14 protein-coding genes, 1 tRNA gene and 2 rRNA genes (1 of these 17 cut by a window edge) are annotated in these 17,500 nt (G+C 58.7%); 10 read left to right on the top strand and 7 right to left on the bottom strand.

The features are described from left to right. The 7 genes from J5289_RS02205 to dhaL (J5289_RS02175) all read left to right on the top strand — a co-directional run. Window positions 1–967, top strand: partial view of an ABC transporter permease gene (locus tag J5289_RS02205; RefSeq protein WP_209185866.1) — the 3' portion only. Its footprint begins 14 nt before the window's first position; the window shows 967 of its 981 coding nt (coding positions 15–981); its start codon lies off the left edge, out of view; its stop codon occupies window positions 965–967. Between the two features lie 84 nt (window positions 968–1,051). Beyond that, window positions 1,052–2,038 carry a substrate-binding domain-containing protein gene (locus J5289_RS02200; protein WP_142832504.1) on the top strand — a complete coding sequence of 329 codons (987 nt, stop codon included), beginning with the start codon at window positions 1,052–1,054 and terminating at the stop codon, window positions 2,036–2,038. A 59-nt stretch (window positions 2,039–2,097) separates the two neighbouring features. Continuing rightward, window positions 2,098–2,871 (top strand): SDR family oxidoreductase, encoded by a 774-nt coding sequence (locus J5289_RS02195; RefSeq protein ID WP_209185856.1) that lies wholly within the window; start codon window positions 2,098–2,100, stop codon window positions 2,869–2,871. Between the two features lie 29 nt (window positions 2,872–2,900). Continuing rightward, window positions 2,901–3,893: a dihydroxyacetone kinase subunit DhaK gene (locus J5289_RS02190; RefSeq protein WP_209185857.1), complete on the top strand. Its 993-nt coding sequence runs from the start codon at window positions 2,901–2,903 to the stop codon at window positions 3,891–3,893. Between the two features lie 11 nt (window positions 3,894–3,904). After that, window positions 3,905–4,546 (top strand): dihydroxyacetone kinase subunit DhaL, encoded by a 642-nt coding sequence (gene dhaL, locus J5289_RS02185; protein ID WP_209185858.1) that lies wholly within the window; start codon window positions 3,905–3,907, stop codon window positions 4,544–4,546. A 125-nt stretch (window positions 4,547–4,671) separates the two neighbouring features. After that, complete coding sequence (locus tag J5289_RS02180) at window positions 4,672–6,771, top strand: bifunctional sugar-binding transcriptional regulator/dihydroxyacetone kinase subunit DhaK (RefSeq protein ID WP_209185859.1); 2,100 nt, start codon at window positions 4,672–4,674, stop codon at window positions 6,769–6,771. A 44-nt stretch (window positions 6,772–6,815) separates the two neighbouring features. Continuing rightward, complete coding sequence (dhaL, locus tag J5289_RS02175) at window positions 6,816–7,520, top strand: dihydroxyacetone kinase subunit DhaL (protein ID WP_209185860.1); 705 nt, start codon at window positions 6,816–6,818, stop codon at window positions 7,518–7,520. 57 nt (window positions 7,521–7,577) lie between these two features. On the opposite strand, the gene J5289_RS02170 is transcribed toward dhaL (J5289_RS02175), so the two are convergent. Further along, the gene (locus J5289_RS02170) at window positions 7,578–8,312 is read right to left on the bottom strand and encodes an SDR family NAD(P)-dependent oxidoreductase (protein WP_142832498.1); all 735 of its coding nucleotides are present in this window, start codon (window positions 8,310–8,312) and stop codon (window positions 7,578–7,580) included. A 159-nt stretch (window positions 8,313–8,471) separates the two neighbouring features. On the opposite strand from J5289_RS02170, the gene J5289_RS02165 reads away from it, so the two are divergent. After that, window positions 8,472–8,876, top strand: coding sequence for a helix-turn-helix domain-containing protein (locus J5289_RS02165; protein WP_209185867.1), 405 nt, complete (start codon window positions 8,472–8,474; stop codon window positions 8,874–8,876). Between the two features lie 41 nt (window positions 8,877–8,917). Here the strand turns inward: J5289_RS02165 and J5289_RS02160 are convergent, their stop codons facing one another. The 3 genes from J5289_RS02160 to J5289_RS02150 form a co-directional block, all read right to left on the bottom strand. After that, the gene (locus tag J5289_RS02160) at window positions 8,918–9,796 is read right to left on the bottom strand and encodes an SDR family NAD(P)-dependent oxidoreductase (protein ID WP_209185861.1); all 879 of its coding nucleotides are present in this window, start codon (window positions 9,794–9,796) and stop codon (window positions 8,918–8,920) included. Between the two features lie 37 nt (window positions 9,797–9,833). Then, window positions 9,834–10,403, bottom strand: coding sequence for a TetR/AcrR family transcriptional regulator (locus tag J5289_RS02155; protein ID WP_209207894.1), 570 nt, complete (start codon window positions 10,401–10,403; stop codon window positions 9,834–9,836). A 102-nt stretch (window positions 10,404–10,505) separates the two neighbouring features. Next, on the bottom strand, window positions 10,506–11,369 hold the full coding sequence (locus J5289_RS02150) for a MurR/RpiR family transcriptional regulator (RefSeq protein WP_209185863.1): 864 nt from the start codon (window positions 11,367–11,369) through the stop codon (window positions 10,506–10,508). A gap of 216 nt (window positions 11,370–11,585) precedes the next feature. Between J5289_RS02150 and J5289_RS02145 the strand changes: the two genes are divergently transcribed. Further along, window positions 11,586–12,071 carry a hypothetical protein gene (locus J5289_RS02145; RefSeq protein WP_209185864.1) on the top strand — a complete coding sequence of 162 codons (486 nt, stop codon included), beginning with the start codon at window positions 11,586–11,588 and terminating at the stop codon, window positions 12,069–12,071. 27 nt (window positions 12,072–12,098) lie between these two features. Then, entirely contained in the window at window positions 12,099–13,556 is a 1,458-nt protein-coding gene (locus J5289_RS02140; protein ID WP_209207895.1) for a M81 family metallopeptidase, read from the top strand. 112 nt (window positions 13,557–13,668) lie between these two features. On the opposite strand, the gene J5289_RS02135 is transcribed toward J5289_RS02140, so the two are convergent. The 3 genes from J5289_RS02135 to J5289_RS02125 form a co-directional block, all read right to left on the bottom strand. Further along, a tRNA-Met gene (locus tag J5289_RS02135) sits at window positions 13,669–13,745 on the bottom strand. Window positions 13,746–13,842: 97 nt separating this feature from the next. Continuing rightward, window positions 13,843–13,957: ribosomal RNA gene (rrf, locus tag J5289_RS02130) — 5S ribosomal RNA — on the bottom strand. Window positions 13,958–14,232: 275 nt separating this feature from the next. Then, window positions 14,233–17,194 (bottom strand): 23S ribosomal RNA (locus J5289_RS02125). Between the last annotated feature and the right edge of the window lie 306 nt (window positions 17,195–17,500).

Genomic DNA, 17,500 nt, shown 5'->3' with positions numbered 1-17,500 from the left:
CAATGCAGACCGTCGCAGATTGCTGCTGCAGGAGTACGGGATCTTCCTTGCCTTCCTGCTGCTGTCGCTCATCCTTTCCGTGTCGAACGAATACTTCCTGACGTCCGGGAATATCTCGAACATCCTGCTGCAGACCTCGATCAACGGCGTGCTGGCGATCGGCATGACCTTCGTGATCCTGACGCGCGGCATCGACCTGTCGGTGGGCTCGGTAGTGGCCCTGACCGGCATCGTCAGCGCCAGCCTGGCGACGACATCGGCGACGGCCGGCGTATCCGGCGCGCCCTACCCGGCCTATGTGGCCCTTGCCGCCGGGATCCTTGTCGGTCTTGCCTGCGGCACCATCGTCGGCATCATCGTTTCGCGCTTTTCGGTCCCCGCCTTTGTCGCCACTCTCGGCATGCTGTCTGCGGCTCGTGGCATGACCCTCATCTATGGCGGTGGGAAACCTGTTCCGGGCCTGACGCCGGAGTTTCGCTGGATCGGCACCGGCAATATCATCGGCATTCCGATGCCGGTCGTCATCCTGGCGGTGGTCTTTCTGGTGTCCTGGTGGGTGTTGAACCGGACGCGGTTCGGCCGCTACATCTATGCCGTCGGTGGCAACCCGCATGCGGCAAAGACGTCCGGCATCAACGTCACCCGTATCCGCTTCGTTGTCTATACCATCTCGGGCGCCCTTTCGGGTCTCGCCGGCATGATGCTGTCGGCGCGCACCGGCTCGGCCCTGCCCCAGGCGGGCGTTGCCTATGAACTCGACGCCATCGCTGCCGTCGTCATCGGCGGGACGAGCCTGTCTGGCGGCGTCGGGCGCGTCACCGGCACGCTGATCGGCGCGCTGATCATCGGGGTGATGAACAACGGTCTCGATCTGCTCGGCATCCAGTCCTATTACCAACAGGTCCTCAAGGGCGCCCTTATCGTTGGCGCCGTGATGCTCGACCAGAAACGAAATCACGGTCAGTGACCGCAGCAATTCGGGCGGCAACCGCTGCCCGCAACAAAACGGCATGCCAGATGGCAGCCGGGATTCTCTATGGAGGAGAAAGAGATGAAGAGACTGTTGATTGGACTTATCGCCAGCGTCGCCATTCTTGCGGCGCCGGCCATGGCGCAGGACAAGAAACTCAAAATCGGGGCGACGACCTACGGCCTCAACGCCGAATTCATGCAGCTCTGGTCGGCGGCGCTGAAACAGCATCCCGCCGTCAAGAGCGGCGACGTCGAACTGACCGTCTTTGACGGCCGCTATGACGCGCTCGTGCAGCAGGAACAGTTCAACACGATGATCACGCAGAAGTTCGATGCGATCATCTTCGTGCCGATGGATGTCGAAGCCGGTGCTGCGGCCGTTCAGGCGGCCCACGACGCCGGCATCCCCGTCGTCGGCTCGAACGCTCGCGTCAATTCGGACCTGTTGACATCCTATGTCGGCTCGAACGACGTGCTGGCCGGCGAGATGGAAGCCAAGGCCGTGCTCGACAAGATGGGCTGCAAGGGCAATCTCGTCATTCTCGAGGGACCGATCGGTCAATCCGGCCAGATCCAGCGCCTCGAAGGCAACCAGAAGGCGCTGAAAGCCTGCCCCGATGTCAAGGTTCTGGAAACGCAGACGGCCAACTGGTCGCGCGCCGAAGCCCAGACGCTGATGGAGAACTGGCTGACCTCCCACCCTGGTCAGATCCAGGGTATCATCGGCCAGAACGACGAAATGGCATTGGGCGCCATCGAGGCGATCAAGGCAGCCAAGCTGAAGGTCTCCGACTTCGCCATTGCCGGCGTCGATGGGGTGACGGATGCAATCAACGCCGTCAAGGCAGGCCAGATGGCATCGATCCTGCAGGACGGCAGCGCCCAGGCACAGGGCGCGCTCGACGTCGCCATAAAGGCAGCCCGGCCGGACTACAAGCCGGTATCAACGGTCTGGACCCAGTATCCCGACATGAAGTGGAATGACGGCAAGGAGAAGGATTACCTGGTTCCGTGGACCAAGGTTACGCCGGAGAATGCCGACAAGCTGCTGGAATCGCGCAAGTAGGAAATGGGTGAAAGGGGCGGCCACGCCGCCCCGATCCCGATAGACGAGAGTGGAGCACAATGACCGATACCGCTTTGCAGATAGACCTTAATTTCCCGCTGACCGGCAAGATTGCGCTGGTGACCGGCGGCGCCTCCGGCATCGGTGCGGCCATTGCCGACGCATTTTCTTCCAAGGGCGCTACAGTTGCCGTGCTCGACATCAATGCCGATGTCGCTGCTGAAAAAGCCAGATCGCTCGGACATGGCGCAAGACCGTTCGTCTGCGACGTATCGAGCCCGCAATCGGTCGAAAAGGCAGTTGCCGACGTTCTGGCTGCCTTTGGCGGCATCGACATCGCGGTCAACAGCGCCGGCGTCGTCTATCTCGCGCCGGCCGAAGACCTGTCGCTCGACCATTGGGACAGAACCATCAACATCAATCTGAAGGGCAGCTTTCTCGTGACCCAGGCGGTCGGGCGGGCGATGATCGCCGCCGGCAAGGGCGGCAAGATCGTCAACATGGCCTCCCAAGCGGGAACGGTTGCGATCGAGGAGCATGTGGCCTATTGCGCTTCGAAATTCGGCGTTATCGGCATGTCGAAGACCTTTGCAGCAGAATGGGGCAAGCATGGAATTTGCGTCAACACGATTTCCCCGACCGTGGTGCTGACGGAACTCGGCAAGAAGGCCTGGGCCGGTGAGAAGGGCGAAGCTGCCAAGAAAAGAATACCGAACGGGCGCTTTGCTTATCCGGAAGAAGTGGCTGCCGCAGCAGTGTTCCTGGTTTCGAACGGCGCCGACATGATCAACGGGGCCGATCTTCTGATCGATGGCGGCTACACCATTCTCTGAGCGACAGCCTGGAATTTCAAGGAGACATTATGCAGAGATTTATCAATGATCCGGACCAGGTCGTCGAAGATACCGTCAAGGGCTTCGTCAAGGCTCATTCCGACATCCTTCGCGTCGGGCAGAACCCGCGCGTCATCGTCGCCAAGGATGCCCCTGTTGCCGGCAAGGTCGGTGTCGTCACCGGTGGCGGCTCCGGCCATGAGCCGGGGTTCATGGGCTATACCGGCCGGAACATGTTGGATGCGGTGGCCGTTGGCGAGCTTTTTTCCTCACCGACCGCAAAGAGCTTTCAGGATGCCTTCCGCGAGGCCAATGGCGGCGCCGGCGTGGTGTGCCTCTATGGCAATTATGCCGGCGACAACATGAATGTAAAAATGGCGATCCGGCTCGCGGCCAAGGAGGGTATCGAGGTCGCAACCGTCGTTGCCAATGACGACGTGTGCTCCGCGCCACCGCATGAGCGGGAGAAAAGGCGTGGCGTGGCGGGCGAGATCTTCATGTGGAAGATCGGCAGCGCCCGGGCATCGCAGGGCGGAAGCCTCGAGGAGGTCCGTATTGCGGCCCAGAAGGCAATCGACAATTGCCGCTCGATCGGTGTCGGCCTTGGTCCCTGTACGTTGCCGGCAGTCGGTCACCCGAACTTTCAGATCGAACCCGGGACCATGGAAGTGGGCATCGGCCACCATGGCGAACCCGGCGTCCGCGTCGAACCACTGAAGACGGCACAGGAGATTGCACGCGACATGTGCAAGATCGTGCTGGACGACCATAATCTTCCGACGGGAACAGAGGTTGCCGTTCTGGTGTCGGGTCTGGGTGCCACGCCGCTGAACGAGTTGTATATTCTCAACGACACGATCGAGACGGAAATCACCGCCCGAGGCCTGGTCATTAACAAGACCTATGTCGGCAACTACTTCACGTCGCTGGAGATGGTCGGGGCGACGCTGACCGTCATGGCGCTCGACGACGAAACCAAGGCGCTGCTCGCGGTCGATGTCGACTGCACCATGAAGCTTTGAGGAAAACCCACATGCAGACGTTCAAGAACACCTCCGCCGCGCCGATCGTATTGTCCATTGCCGATCGCATCGTCGAAAATCGGGCCTATCTCAGCGAGATCGACGGGAAGATCGGCGACGGCGACCACGGCGTCAATATGGCAAAAGGTTTCGGCATGGCGGCGGAACGGTTGAAGGGGCAGGATGCTAGCCTCGGCCAGTCCTTCGAGATACTCGGCTCCGTGCTGATGAACGAAATTGGTGGCTCGATGGGACCGCTCTACGGCGTGATGTTTACCGAATTCGCCGAGCAGCTCGAAGGTCGCGAAGATATCGATCCTAAAACATTCAGCGCGATGCTGCATGCCGGGCTTGACGGCATACAGTCCATCGGCTCCGCCAAGGTGGGCGACAAGACGCTGCTCGATGCACTCGTACCCGCCATCGAGGCTTTCGACGACGCCGTCGCATCGGGCGAGCCCTTCGAAACTGCGCTTCAGAAACTGGTTCAGGCGGCCGAGGCCGGTCGCGACTCAACAATCGATCTTGTCGCAAAAATTGGCCGGTCGAGCCGCCTGGGGGATCGTTCTCTCGGTGTCCTTGATGCTGGCGCCACCTCTTGCGCGATTATCCTGAAACAGCTCAGCCTATCTGCGCAGGAACGCCTGCGCTGATCCTGACGCGGTAGAAAGGCGCGTCCGCCGGCCGGTCTGGCGTGACTTTCGCTCCAGGTCCCTTGCAAAAGCGCTTGCCGTGCTTTCATCCTTGCAGTCGAAAACACGGGAGACGGCGCGTTTAGATGACGATCAAATTATCCCAGCCGCGAAAGTCCACCGCCGGCAAGGCCAGCGCGTCCGAAGCGCTCGAGGGAATGCCGCTGCGCTACGGCGACGATCCCTATGTCTGGGCGTGCTGGCTCTATTACGAAGACGGCATGACGCAGGGCGACATCGCCGATGCCATGGGCATCTCGCGCGCAACGGTCAACAGCTACCTCGCCGAAGCGCGCGAGCGAGGCATCGTCAGCATTTCCATCGAGCCCGGCCGCTTGTCGTCGCTGACCGTCGCCCGGGAGATAAAGCACCACTTCGGCCTGGCGGACTGTCTTGTCGTGCCGAGCGACGACAATGCCAAGCCCCTGATCGAGCGGTTGGGAATGGCAGGCGCGCAGGCCTTGCAACGCCTGCTGCAATCAGGCGATACGCTCGCGGTTTCCTGGGGCCGGACAGTGCTTGCCGTCGGAGAGCGGGCATCGGCGACCGGCCTTCAGGATGTCACCGTCGTCCAGGCGACAGGTGGAACGCGGGCCAGCTTCGCCTACACGCCCGAACTCTGCGCGGCCTCGATTGCCGACGCGGTCGGCGCAAGGCTAATCAACATTTCCGCGCCGGCAATCGTCACCAGCCCTGAAATGCGCGACCTGCTGTTGCGCGAGCCGTTAATCGAGAACCAGTTCCAGACCCTTGCGCGCGCCAACAAGGCCCTGTTCGGCATATCGTCGCTGCGCCCCAACTCGACCATCCATACCAGCGGCTTTTTCGAGTCCGTGTCGCTGCAGGATTACCTCGCCAGAAATGCCGTTGGAGTCGTCGCCGGTCGCTTCATAGACGGCCATGGGCGACCTATCACCGGCCCGCTCGACGAGCGCACCGTCGGTATTTCGCTGGACATGCTGAAGGCCATCGACTTGCGCGTTGCCATTGCCGGTGGCTTTGACAAGGTTCCGGCTATTCTTGCCGCACTGCGCGGCGGCTATGTCAATGTGCTGATCACCGATGCCGCAACTGCGCGCGGCATCCTCAATGCCGACGGTGTCGCAGATGTGGATCGCAGGATCTCGCAGCGGGCGAAGACGGACATCGGCCAGCCGGTGCCCCAAGTCAACCAACGCCTCTATACCAAGAAGTTTCTCAACAATCCGGACCACGTCGTCGAGGAGATGCTTTCCGGCATGGTCAAGGCCCATGCCAGCCACCTTCGACCGATCGACAGATCCCATCGCGTCCTCATTGCGCGGGACGGTCCCAGGCCGGGGAAAGTCGGTCTCGTGATCGGCGGCGGTGCCGGGCATGAACCTGGTTTTTACGGCTATGTCGGCAAAGGCCTGGCAGACGCCGTGGCCATCGGCAATATTTTCTCGTCGCCGCCGCCGGGTCCCATCCTGCAAGGTGCCGAAGCCGCCTCGGGCGGTGAAGGGGTCCTCTTCGTCTACGGCAACTATGCCGGCGACGTGATGAATTTCGAAATGGCCGCAGAAATGGCCGAGGCGAAGGGTATCTCGGTTAGAACGGTGCTGACGACTGACGATATCGCCTCGTCGCCAGTCGAGGACCGCGATGGGCGACGGGGGGTTGCCGGCAACTTCTTCGTCTTCAAGGCAGCTGGGGCAGCTTGCGACATCGGTTTCCCGCTCGAGAAATGCGAGGCACTGACACGCAGGGCCAATGCCCGCACCTACACTGTCGGCGTCGCTCTCGAACCCTGCTCCATGCCGCAGACCCGGCGATACAATTTTGCAATTGGGCCCGACGATATCGAGTTCGGCATGGGGATCCACGGCGAGCCCGGCGTCGCCCGCGAGAAGATGATGCCCGCTGACGCGATAGTCGACAAAGTCATCGACCGTATTTTTTCGGAGATGAAACCGGTGGCGGGGGATCGCGTTGCCGTACTGGTCAATTCGTTCGGCGCAACACCGCTGATGGAGCTGTATATTCTCTTCAGGCGGGTGGAGCAGCGACTGGCAGCGAAGGGGATCGCCATAGACGCCAACTGGGTCGGCCACTATTTCACATCCCTCGACATGGTCGGCGCATCCATATCGATACTGCATCTGGACGAAGACCTGACCGCACTTTTGAAACATCCCTGCGACGGTGTCGTTCTGAAAATGACGTGAAACGGCAATCGGGGAGGAGATGGCCCGATCGATGGAGGATAGCGATGACTGAGAGCGCGGCAAGAAGCCTCGGGCGGATGTTTCATGATATTTCTGCAGCAATCGATCGGCAGAAAGATCGGCTGACATCGCTTGACGGCGCCATCGGCGACGCCGACCACGGCATTACCATGTCGCTTGGCTTCCATGCCGTGACGATGGAACTGGCGCGCCTGGACTTCGACACTGCCGCCGCCTCGACCGTCTTTGCGACGGCAGCATCGGCTTTCCTCGACGCCGTCGGAGCGTCCACCGGCCCCCTCTATGCCAGTGCCTTCCTCAAGGCCGCAAAGGTGCTCGAGACGGACGCGTCGTTGTCGCTGGCTAACCAGGTGGCTATCATCGAAGCCCTGACGCTTGGCATCCAGCAACGTGGAAAAGGCCAGCGCGGCGACAAGACCATGCTCGACGCGTGGATTCCAGCCATGGAAGCAGCTATTGCGGCCAAGGCGGAGGGGACCACGCCATCAGACATGTGGCGACGGGTGACGGAAGCAGCAGAGGCTGGTGCGAACGCGACGAGTTCCATGGTCGCTGCTCGCGGCAGGGCCGCACGGCTCGGTCAGCGATCGCTCGGTCACATAGACCCCGGCGCCGCCTCCGCTGCCATTATTCTTCGTGCAATGATGGACAGCCTCTCCATCCACGCAGCGCCCCGTGCTGACCTATATACCGACAGCGCCGGTACCAGTGTGCGCGTTGACGAATGATGTTCTTCGTTCAGGGCCCCGCTTTGCAACGGAGCCCACATGCCGAGGCCTGGGGTGTCAGACCTGTGCCAGGCCTCCGTCGACGAAGACTTCGCTGCCGGTCATGAAGCTGCTGTCGGAGGAGGCGAGGAAGGCTGCTACCGCACCTGTCTCCGAGGGATCTCCCATACGACTGAGCGCCGTCGTCTCGCCCATCGCGGCCATTCCTTCATCCCCCAGAACCTCAAGCGCAAGCTCAGTCGTGATCGGGCCCGGAGACATCACATTGACGCGGATGCCGGTGCCGCGAAGGTCGAGTGCCCAGCTGCGGGCCAGGTTGCGAACAGCTGCCTTGGTGGCGCTGTAGATGCTGAATGCCGGCGTGCCCATGACCCCCGCGCTCGAACCGGTCAGGATGATCGACGCGCCTTTCGTCATGAGCGGAAGCGCCTTCTGCACCGTAAACACCAGGCCCTTCACATTGAGATCGAAGGTCTGGTCGAAGTGCTCTGGCGTGATTTCGCCAAGGGGTGCGAACGAACCGGTCCCTGCGTTTGCCAGCAGGATGTCAAGCGTTCCACGTTCGCTCCTCACCGTCTCATACAGACGATCGAGATCGGCGAAGCTGGTGACAGACCCCTTTACGGCACGTGCCTCTGAACCCAACTCTGCCAAGGCCGCATCAAGCGCCTCCTGCCGTCTTCCAAAAATGTAGACGAATGCGCCTTCCTCAATGAACCGCTTGGCAGCCCCGAGCCCGATCCCGCTTCCACCGCCAGTCACCACAGCCGTCTTGCCTTGTAATCTTTTCATGTTGTGCTCCTTGGTTGACACGAGAAAGAAACTGGCGACGCGCATCCCTATTGACAAGTATGCACCTTTTGGTAAGTACTAATAATGTCATACGATAATGTCGATAAAGCCGGACCACGCGAAAATGATTTACCGCCGGGCGAGACTATCGCAACGACGCTGTCTGGGTTTACCTGCGGCCTCGATGCGACGTTGCGAGTGATTGCCGGCAAGTGGAAGCCGCTGATCCTGTACTTCGTCGCGCAGGGTGGCCCCACCAGATACGGAGCGCTGCGGCGTGCCGTGAGAGATGTCAGCGACAAGATGCTGATCCAGCAGCTCAAGGAGCTTGAAGCCGACGGTCTGGTAAAGCGTACCGACTACAAGGAAATCCCGCCAAGAGTGGACTATGGTCTGACTCCCTTGGGTCGCAGCCTGGCTGAGGCCCTTGTCCCCCTCTGCTCGTGGGGGACGGAGAACATGGCCGAGGTCGCTCGCGTTTTCGCCGAGCGCGATGCTTTGAACAGCAAAGAACGCAAGCCTCGCAGTAATGACGGAATGAGTAGAAACTTGGAAGCTGGCTGACCGACAGCCTTCAGCCCGGCGCTACTTGGGTGAGTGGGCACTCACTTCGGAAGATACGGCTTCAAACCCTGGGCGAGAAGCTTGTCAAGCATCCGGTCGGGCAGGATCCTGATAAGCCGAGCGATCATCGCGGTGCTACGTCCGACGGTATAGCGGGTGCGAGGCTGCTTGCTGACAATTGCGTCGGCGATGATTGTCGCGACATTTTCGGCGGTAGCGCCTCCCGACACGGATGCCTGGGCCTGCGCGACAACGGCTTGCATCAGTGCACCGTATCGGCCGCGTTGCTCGGTCGTCATTTCGCTGACGACCCGCTGCCCGGTCGCGTCGACCCGCCCGAGCATTCCGGTGGTGACTGCACCCGGTTCGATCACGACGACCTTCACGCCAAGGGACCCGACCTCGCGGCGCAATGAATCGCTGACGGCTTCCAGAGCGAATTTCGTCGCGGCGTAAGGGCCGTAAGTTGCCATCGCTACCCTGCCCCCGACGGAGGATATGTTGACGATCGTACCCCTGCTTTGGATAAGCAATGGGAGCAGGGCCTGCATCATCGCGACATGACCGAAAAGATTGACCTCGAACAAGCGACGCCACTCGGGCAGAGCATAGGTCTCAAGCGGCGCATTGACCGCAACCCCGGCATTGTTCACCAGGGCGCGCAAAGTTCGGCGCTGCGGATCCTCGGTGATGTGCTGCACGAGTGCAGTGATCGCATCCGCGTCTGTTATGTCGAGCATGATAGGTTCGATGTTGTCGGCTCGGATTGCGTCGCCATCCATTTCGCGACGAATGCCGGCCAGCACGTGGAAGCCACGCGCGGCAAGCGCGCGGGCTGTGGCGGCGCCGATGCCGGTTGAAGCTCCGGTTACCACGACGATCTCCTGCCGGCGTTCTTTTCCTGCCGAACCACTATTCATAATGACTGTCCAGTCTCTCTTTAATTAATGAAATAAATCAGCCCAGGATGCGCAAAAGCGCCCTGAACCCTGCAGCAGCATGCGAATCCGCCCCGGCAGGATCGCGTGCGATGTAATCGACCGTTGCATCCAGCATGCCAGTGACGAGCGTGGCGACGAACATCAGCGGTGCGTCTCGCAACGGACCGTTGGCTCTGCTTCGATCCAGAAGAGCTTCGACGTCGGCGTAAACCTCGCCTACTGCCTGACGGCTGGCTGTCGTGACTTCATTGGAGACGCCGAGATGGGCAAGCACGCAGCGCTTTTGCGGGTTTGCGACTGCCCAGTTCAACCAGCCATTCCAAACGTGAAGGACCTGGTCATGCATATCGGCATGAGTCGGAAGCCCTACCGTCGTCGATAGGGCCATTTCCGTTTTTAATTCCTTGTACAGTTGGTTCAAAAGCTCGGCTTTGGTTTCGAAATACGTAAACAATGCTCCATTCGAAACCCCTGCCTCTTTTGCTATCATCGCGGTAGGCGCACTCGTCCCTTGCGCGGCGATAATCGCAATCGCCGCCTTCATGATCGCACTACGCTTCTCGTCGCTTCTGGGTCTTGCCATCATCCGTCTCCGCAGACACGCCTCTATCGGAGAGTGATCAGTCAGTCAATTAAAAGTATGTACCTGATGCAGTCGGCGGGGTGCATTTCCTTTAGCGGCAGTCGGTCAGTCTCCCAAGAGCTGGCGGTCGTCACCGTCCCGATGGGCAACCAGGTGTTGCTTGATGCGCCGCAGTGTCACAGTTGCCTCTGGCTTAATGGCATAGGCCACCAGACTGGCGATAATATCGACGACGGCAAGATAGGCTATGCGCGTGGAGGTCGGCCGATAGATATTATTGCCTTCAGGCAGATCGACGGCCACGACGATATCGGCGGCCTGTGCGACGGCACTACCGCTTTGCGTCAGGGCGATGGTCGGCACACCGGCCTCGCGCGCCAATGTGGAGGCCCGGGCGAGTTCGGCATTGCGCCCGGAAAAGGAGGAGCCAATCAGCACGTCGGTCGGTTTGGCAGCGGCTGCCATCATCAGTTGCATGCTGTGGTCTGAACTGGCCGTCACATGCAGGCCGAAGCGAAAGAGCCGGTTCTGCAATTCGCCGGCAATCATCGACGAATTGCCGCCGGAGCCAAAAGCGTAGATCATCCCTGCCGTGGAAAGTTTCTCGGCAGCTTGCGACAGCGCTGACATGTCGAGCGAGCGATGCAGCAGGAATAGGGCGTTTTGTGCCTTGTTGATGATATCGGCCGCGACATCGGCCGGATCTGTACTTTTCGATTCCGGCTTCAGGTAACGGACGCCGACATGGGCGGAGCGCGCCAGTTGAACCTTGAAGTCGGCAAAGCTGTCGCAGCCGATATGCCGGCAGAAGCGTGTCACAGTGGGCGGTGAGACATCCGCCCTCTCAGCAAGCGCGATAATGGAGGCGTTAACGGCGAATTCGAAGTCATCCAGAACGATGTCCGCGATGCGATTTTCCGATCGGGAAAATCTGCCCTTCTCCTCCTGCAATGTCGAGAAAATATCCATGTCCCGCCCCCCCACAGCCTTTCGCGCCAGTCCGTCCCCACGCTCTCATGAAGGCCAGTGGCTTGCAGCGGATGCCGCGATCAACCGTGCCACCAGGCTTGGTGCATTACAGCTCTCTTGCAAATTATTTGCTTATCAGGTTGACAACGCGACATGCAAAGCAGATTTTTGCCAGAAAAACTGCTTTTATGAAAATAATTTTAATTGTGGGGAAGCATGCGGGATCCTTTTCAAAACCCATTTCCATCCTCGGATCGCGACCGACACTTTATCTGGGAAATGCTTGTGGCGCGTGACATCGATGCTTTCCTGGCTACTGACTGGTCCATGGTAGAAGACGATTTCGTCGAAGAAGGATTCATCGGGATCGATTGTAAAAAGGAGATCAGTCCGGACGGCTGGCGGCTCGCTTTCCCGACCCTTTCTGCTTACCGCAACGAATGGCTGAAACAGGCCAAGGACTTTGCCGCGCAGTCATTCGCCGAGGATGCACGGACGGCGATTTTCACCACTACGATACTGGAAGACATCGAAATCGCGGGCGATATGGCGCTGGTGCGCAAGAAGTTCGATGGTGGACTGGCCAGGGCGGATGGTAGCCGCGATGTGATGCAGTGGCAGACCTTATACTATTGCCGCATTCATGGCGGTCGCTGGAAGATCGCCGGATTTACGGGATATCTGCCGAATCCGATGGGCTGAGCGGACGGCAAACAGGGGCGATTTCATTTGCGCATCTTCACGGCAGCTCTGGCGACGGAAACAAATACCTTCTCGCCGATCTGTGTCGACCGCCGTGCCTTCGAGGCCTCCCTCTATGCGCCGCCCGGCGAGCATCCAGAAACGCCGACGCTCTGCACTGCACCAATCACCGTCGGCCGACGGGTCACGGGTGAAAAGGGCTGGGAACTGATCGAGGGCACTGCCGCCTGGGCCGATCCGGCAGGGTTGCTTAATCGCTCGACCTATGAAGCACTGCGTGACGAGGTGCTCGGCCAGTTGCATGCGGCAATGCCGGTCGATGCTGTTGTGCTCGGATTGCATGGCGCCATGGTTGCCGCCGGCTATGAGGATGCCGAGGGCGACATTCTCACCCGCATCCGTGAACTGGTTGGGGCCGATGTCCCGATCTGCGCCGAACTTGATCCCCACAGCCATCTGACGGACAAGCGGCTGTCGGCCGCGGATCTCTTCGTCTGCTTCAAGGAATTTCCGCACACGGATTTCGTCGATCGTGCCGAGGATCTCTGGCGGATCACCGTCGATATGCTCGAGGGCCGCGTGAAGCCGGTCATGTCGGTCTTCGATTGCCGAATGATCGATGTTTTTCCCACCTCTCGTGATCCGATGCGCTCCTTCATCGACAGGATCATGAAGATCGAGCGGGATGACGCGGACATTCTCTCCATTTCGGTCGTCCACGGCTTCATGGCGGGAGACGTGCCTGAGATGGGCACGAAGGTGCTTGTGGTGACCAACGATAACAGGGAAAAGGGGGAGATGCTTGCCCGCAGGCTGGGGCTCGAGTTGTTTGCCAGCCGCGGGACCTTCATCATGCCGCAGGTGGACGAGAAGCAGGCGGTAGCCTCTGCGCTTGCCGCCACATCCTGGCCAGTGGTGATCGCCGACATATGGGACAATCCCGGCGGCGGAACTGCAGGTGACGCGACCGTGCTCCTGCGGGAACTGCTCGACAAGGGCGCCACAAACACCGCGATTGGCACTATCTGGGCTCCGATGGCAGTCCAGATCTGCATGGCAGCTGGCGAAGGTGCCGAAATTCCGCTGCGCTTCGGAGCCAAATCTGCTCCCGGCACCGGCAATCCGGTGGACGGTATTATTTCTGTCGTTAAACTTGTCGCCAATGCGGAGATGCGCTTTGGCGAAAGCTTTGTACCGTTCGGCGATGCCGCTCATATCGTTCTCGATGGCATCGATATCATTCTGAATTCAACGCGGGCACAGACCTTCGACCCGAGTGTATTTTCTGTCATGGGCATTGATCCGACAGAACGGAAGATCCTCGCGATCAAATCGACCAACCATTTTTTCGCCTCGTTCTCAAAGATCGCGTCCGAGATCATATACTGCTCAGCCGGCACACCCTATCCGAACAATCCGGCGCAAACGCCCTATCGGCGCGCGCGCAAAGATATCTGGCCGATGATACCGGCTCCCCACGGGTGACAAAGCGCGAAGCGCTGATGTAGTGGCGAACCCCGAACGCGAAACGGCCCGCAGTCATTATGACGCGGGCTTTGTAGTGCTGGACTGGTGCATTGATGTTTGGTTTGGGATTTGGTTGCGGGGGCAGGATTTGAACCTGCGGCCTTCAGGTTATGAGCCTGACGAGCTACCGGGCTGCTCCACCCCGCGGAAAGTGATGTTGTTTGCGTTTGGGTTGTTGGTTTTGAACGACTTTGTGTCGATGTTTGTCTGTGCATGTGAATGAGAATTATGTTGCGTTTTGCAGACCTGGCAGCGACCGACTCTCCCGCGTCTTAAGACGGAGTACCATAGGCGCAGGGGCATTTCACGGCCGTGTTCGGAATGGGAACGGGTGCAGGTGCCCCGCCATGACCACCAGGTCGGCAAAGCGCAACATTTGAGAAGCTGGGTGGCATCGCCACTTGAATCTTTTTTAACCCAGAACGACTTGCCGTCGTCCAGGTGAACACGTTTATTTCGATCTTCTGTTTTCAGCACTGTCCGGATCACTCCAGCAGCACGATTTCATCGTGCCGCCAGGCGTCTGGCGCAAGCCTGTCCTCGGGCTAGACCCGAGGATCCGCAGCGCCTTTGGCGCGTGAGGACAAGAAGATCATGTGCATCAAACGCAGTTTGATGAACATGAGCAATGAGAACGATCAAGCCAGTCGAGCTATTAGTACCGGTAAGCTTCATGCATTGCTGCACGTCCACACCCGGCCTATCAACGTGGTCGTCTTCCACGGCTCTGATAGGGAACACTCGTTTTCAGGTTGGTTTCCCGCTTAGATGCTTTCAGCGGTTATCCATTCCATATTTAGCTACCCTGCTATGCCCTTGGCAGGACAACAGGTCCACCAGAGATATGTCCATCCCGGTCCTCTCGTACTAGGGACAGATCCTGTCAATATTCCTACACCCACGGCAGATAGGGACCGAACTGTCTCACGACGTTCTGAACCCAGCTCACGTACCGCTTTAATTGGCGAACAGCCAAACCCTTGGGACCTGCTCCAGCCCCAGGATGCGATGAGCCGACATCGAGGTGCCAAACAACCCCGTCGATATGGACTCTTGGGGGTCATCAGCCTGTTATCCCCGGCGTACCTTTTATCCGTTGAGCGATGGCCCTTCCACGCGGGACCACCGGATCACTATGACCGACTTTCGTCTCTGCTCGACTTGTCAGTCTCGCAGTCAGGCGGGCTTATGCCATTGCACTCGACGACCGATTTCCGACCGGTCTGAGCCCACCATCGCGCGCCTCCGTTACTCTTTCGGAGGCGACCGCCCCAGTCAAACTACCCACCATACACTGTCCCGGATCCGGATAACGGACCGCGGTTAGACATCCATGACGATAAGGGTGGTATTTCAAGGATGGCTCCACAGAAACTGGCGTCCCTGCTTCAAAGCCTACCACCTATCCTACACATGCCGACACGAATGCCAGTGTAAAGCTATAGTAAAGGTGCACGGGGTCTTTCCGTCTGACCGCAGGAACCCCGCATCTTCACGGGGAATTCAATTTCACTGAGTCTATGTTGGAGACAGCGGGGAAGTCGTTACGCCATTCGTGCAGGTCGGAACTTACCCGACAAGGAATTTCGCTACCTTAGGACCGTTATAGTTACGGCCGCCGTTTACTGGGGCTTCAGTTCAGAGCTTGCACCCCTCCCTTTAACCTTCCAGCACCGGGCAGGCGTCAGACCCTATACGTCGTCTTGCGACTTCGCAGAGCCCTGTGTTTTTGGTAAACAGTCGCTACCCCCTGGTCTGTGCCACCCCGCAAAAGTTGCCTTGAGCGGGGCCACGCTTCTTCCGAAGTTACGCGTGCAATTTGCCGAGTTCCTTCAACATAGTTCTCTCAAGCGCCTTGGTATGCTCTACCTGACCACCTGTGTCGGTTTCGGGTACGGTCTATACGGTGGAGCTATTTCCTGGAACCGCTTCCCTGCACGATCAATCCAATAAGATCGTACAAGTTACGCAATCCGTCACTACCACCAGGCCCACGATTATTAACGTGGTTCCCATCGACTACGCGTGTCCGCCTCGTCTTAGGGGCCGGCTAACCCTGCTCAGATTAACTTTAAGCAGGAACCCTTGGTCTTTCGGCGAGGGGGTCTCTCACCCCCTTTATCGTTACTCATGTCAACATTCGCACTTCCGATACCTCCAGGAGCCCTCACGGGTCTCCCTTCACAGGCTTACGGAACGCTCCGCTACCACTGGCAAACTCGCTAGAGTTTTGCCAATCCTCAGCTTCGGTGCATGGCTTCAGCCCCGTTACATTTTCGGCGCAAAGACCCTTGACTAGACCAGTGAGCTGTTACGCTTTCTTTAAATGATGGCTGCTTCTAAGCCAACATCCTGGTTGTTTTGGGATCCTCACATCCTTTCCCACTTAGCCATGACTTGGGGACCTTAGCTGGAGGTTAGGGTTGTTGCCCTTTTCACGACGGACGTTAGCACCCGCCGTGTGTCTGCCTGATAGTACTCCCCGGTATTCGGAGTTTGGTTAGGATCAGTAAGACGGTGAGTCCCCATAGCCCATCCAGTGCTCTACCCCCGGGGGTATTCGTCAGACGCTCTACCTAAATAGATTTCGCGGAGAACCAGCTATTTCCGAGTTTGATTGGCCTTTCACCCCTAGCCACAAGTCATCCCAATCTATTGCAACAGATGCGGGTTCGGTCCTCCAGTTGGTGTTACCCAACCTTCAACCTGCTCATGGCTAGATCACTCGGTTTCGGGTCTAATGCAACTAACTATATCGCCCTATTCAGACTCGCTTTCGCTTCGCCTACACCTACCGGCTTAAGCTTGCTAGTTACACTAAGTCGTTGACCCATTATACAAAAGGTACGCGGTCACCCAACCTACTAAAAGGCTCGGGCTCCCACTGTTTGTAGGCATCCGGTTTCAGGTTCTATTTCACTCCCCTTGTCGGGGTGCTTTTCACCTTTCCCTCACGGTACTTGTTCGCTATCGGTCATGCACGAGTACTTAGGCTTGGATCGTGGTCGACCCATGTTCAGACAGGATTTCTCGTGTCCCGCCCTACTCTAGGACATTGAATGTATCTACGTGTAAGGGGCTGTCACCCGCTACGGCCAAGCTTTCCAGCTTGTTCCACTTTAACAATCAATGCCACTGGCCTGGTCCGCGTTCGCTCGCCACTACTTGCGGAGTCTCGGTTGATGTCCTTTCCTGCAGGTACTTAGATGTTTCAGTTCCCTGCGTTCGCTTCTAACCCCTATGTATTCAGAGTTAGATACCTTATTTACAATGCTTGGAAACCTGTGCTGCCGATCCCTCGTGGCCAAAGCCCGGGGGTCTTTTGTCCTCACGCTGTCGCGATCCTTGCGGATCGCTGCGCTGCGGACGGCGCGGCCAACAATGGCCGACGGCCTCTGGCCTTGCGACATCTTCCGATGTCGACAAACCAAAAGCCAGCAGAACAGATTTCCCAAGCATTTAAGGTGGGTTTCCCCATTCGGAGGTCCATGGATCAAAGCTTATTCGCAGCTCCCCACGGCTTATCGCAGCGTATCACGTCCTTCATCGCCTGTGCATGCCAAGGCATCCACCAAATGCCCTTATATCACTTAATCGTTCTCATTGCCTATGCTCATCATCTTTGCCGGTTTTGGCAAACCTTGTCCCTTTCGCTTGCGCTCAAGGGGGTGCCAAAACGACCATCCGGCGCCCTCTCGGGTTCCGGACCAGCTTGACACTGTTACCTTTTACAACAGTGCCGTTGAACGATGCCATAAACGTGTTCGATACGACCCTCTCCGCTGGCACGCCGGTGCACAGCAGGGTCATATCTTTAAGACCAGCTTCTCGAGATAAGTCCGATGATGCGCGGTCAGGCAACACCAATCCAGTCGATCCCGTCAGAGACGATCCTAAAATCG

This window comes from Rhizobium sp. B230/85, from assembly GCF_019355735.1.
Taxonomy (GTDB): Bacteria; Pseudomonadota; Alphaproteobacteria; order Rhizobiales; family Rhizobiaceae; genus Rhizobium; species Rhizobium rhododendri.
Note: the sequence above shows the minus strand (reverse complement) of the source record. Positions and strands in the feature narration are given on the sequence as shown.

Bases quoted from the DNA above. Each gene is read 5' to 3' on its own strand.
- dhaL (WP_209185860.1), top strand. From the start codon at position 6,816: ATGACTGAGAGCGCGGCAAGAAGCCTCGGGCGGATGTTTCATGATATT.
- J5289_RS02145 (WP_209185864.1), top strand. From the start codon at position 11,586: ATGCGGGATCCTTTTCAAAACCCATTTCCATCCTCGGATCGCGACCGA.
- J5289_RS02155 (WP_209207894.1), bottom strand. From the start codon at position 10,403: ATGATGGCAAGACCCAGAAGCGACGAGAAGCGTAGTGCGATCATGAAG.
- J5289_RS02180 (WP_209185859.1), top strand. From the start codon at position 4,672: ATGACGATCAAATTATCCCAGCCGCGAAAGTCCACCGCCGGCAAGGCC.
- J5289_RS02150 (WP_209185863.1), bottom strand. From the start codon at position 11,369: ATGGATATTTTCTCGACATTGCAGGAGGAGAAGGGCAGATTTTCCCGA.
- J5289_RS02200 (WP_142832504.1), top strand. From the start codon at position 1,052: ATGAAGAGACTGTTGATTGGACTTATCGCCAGCGTCGCCATTCTTGCG.
- dhaL (WP_209185858.1), top strand. From the start codon at position 3,905: ATGCAGACGTTCAAGAACACCTCCGCCGCGCCGATCGTATTGTCCATT.
- J5289_RS02195 (WP_209185856.1), top strand. From the start codon at position 2,098: ATGACCGATACCGCTTTGCAGATAGACCTTAATTTCCCGCTGACCGGC.
- J5289_RS02170 (WP_142832498.1), bottom strand. From the start codon at position 8,312: ATGAAAAGATTACAAGGCAAGACGGCTGTGGTGACTGGCGGTGGAAGC.
- J5289_RS02160 (WP_209185861.1), bottom strand. From the start codon at position 9,796: ATGAATAGTGGTTCGGCAGGAAAAGAACGCCGGCAGGAGATCGTCGTG.
- J5289_RS02190 (WP_209185857.1), top strand. From the start codon at position 2,901: ATGCAGAGATTTATCAATGATCCGGACCAGGTCGTCGAAGATACCGTC.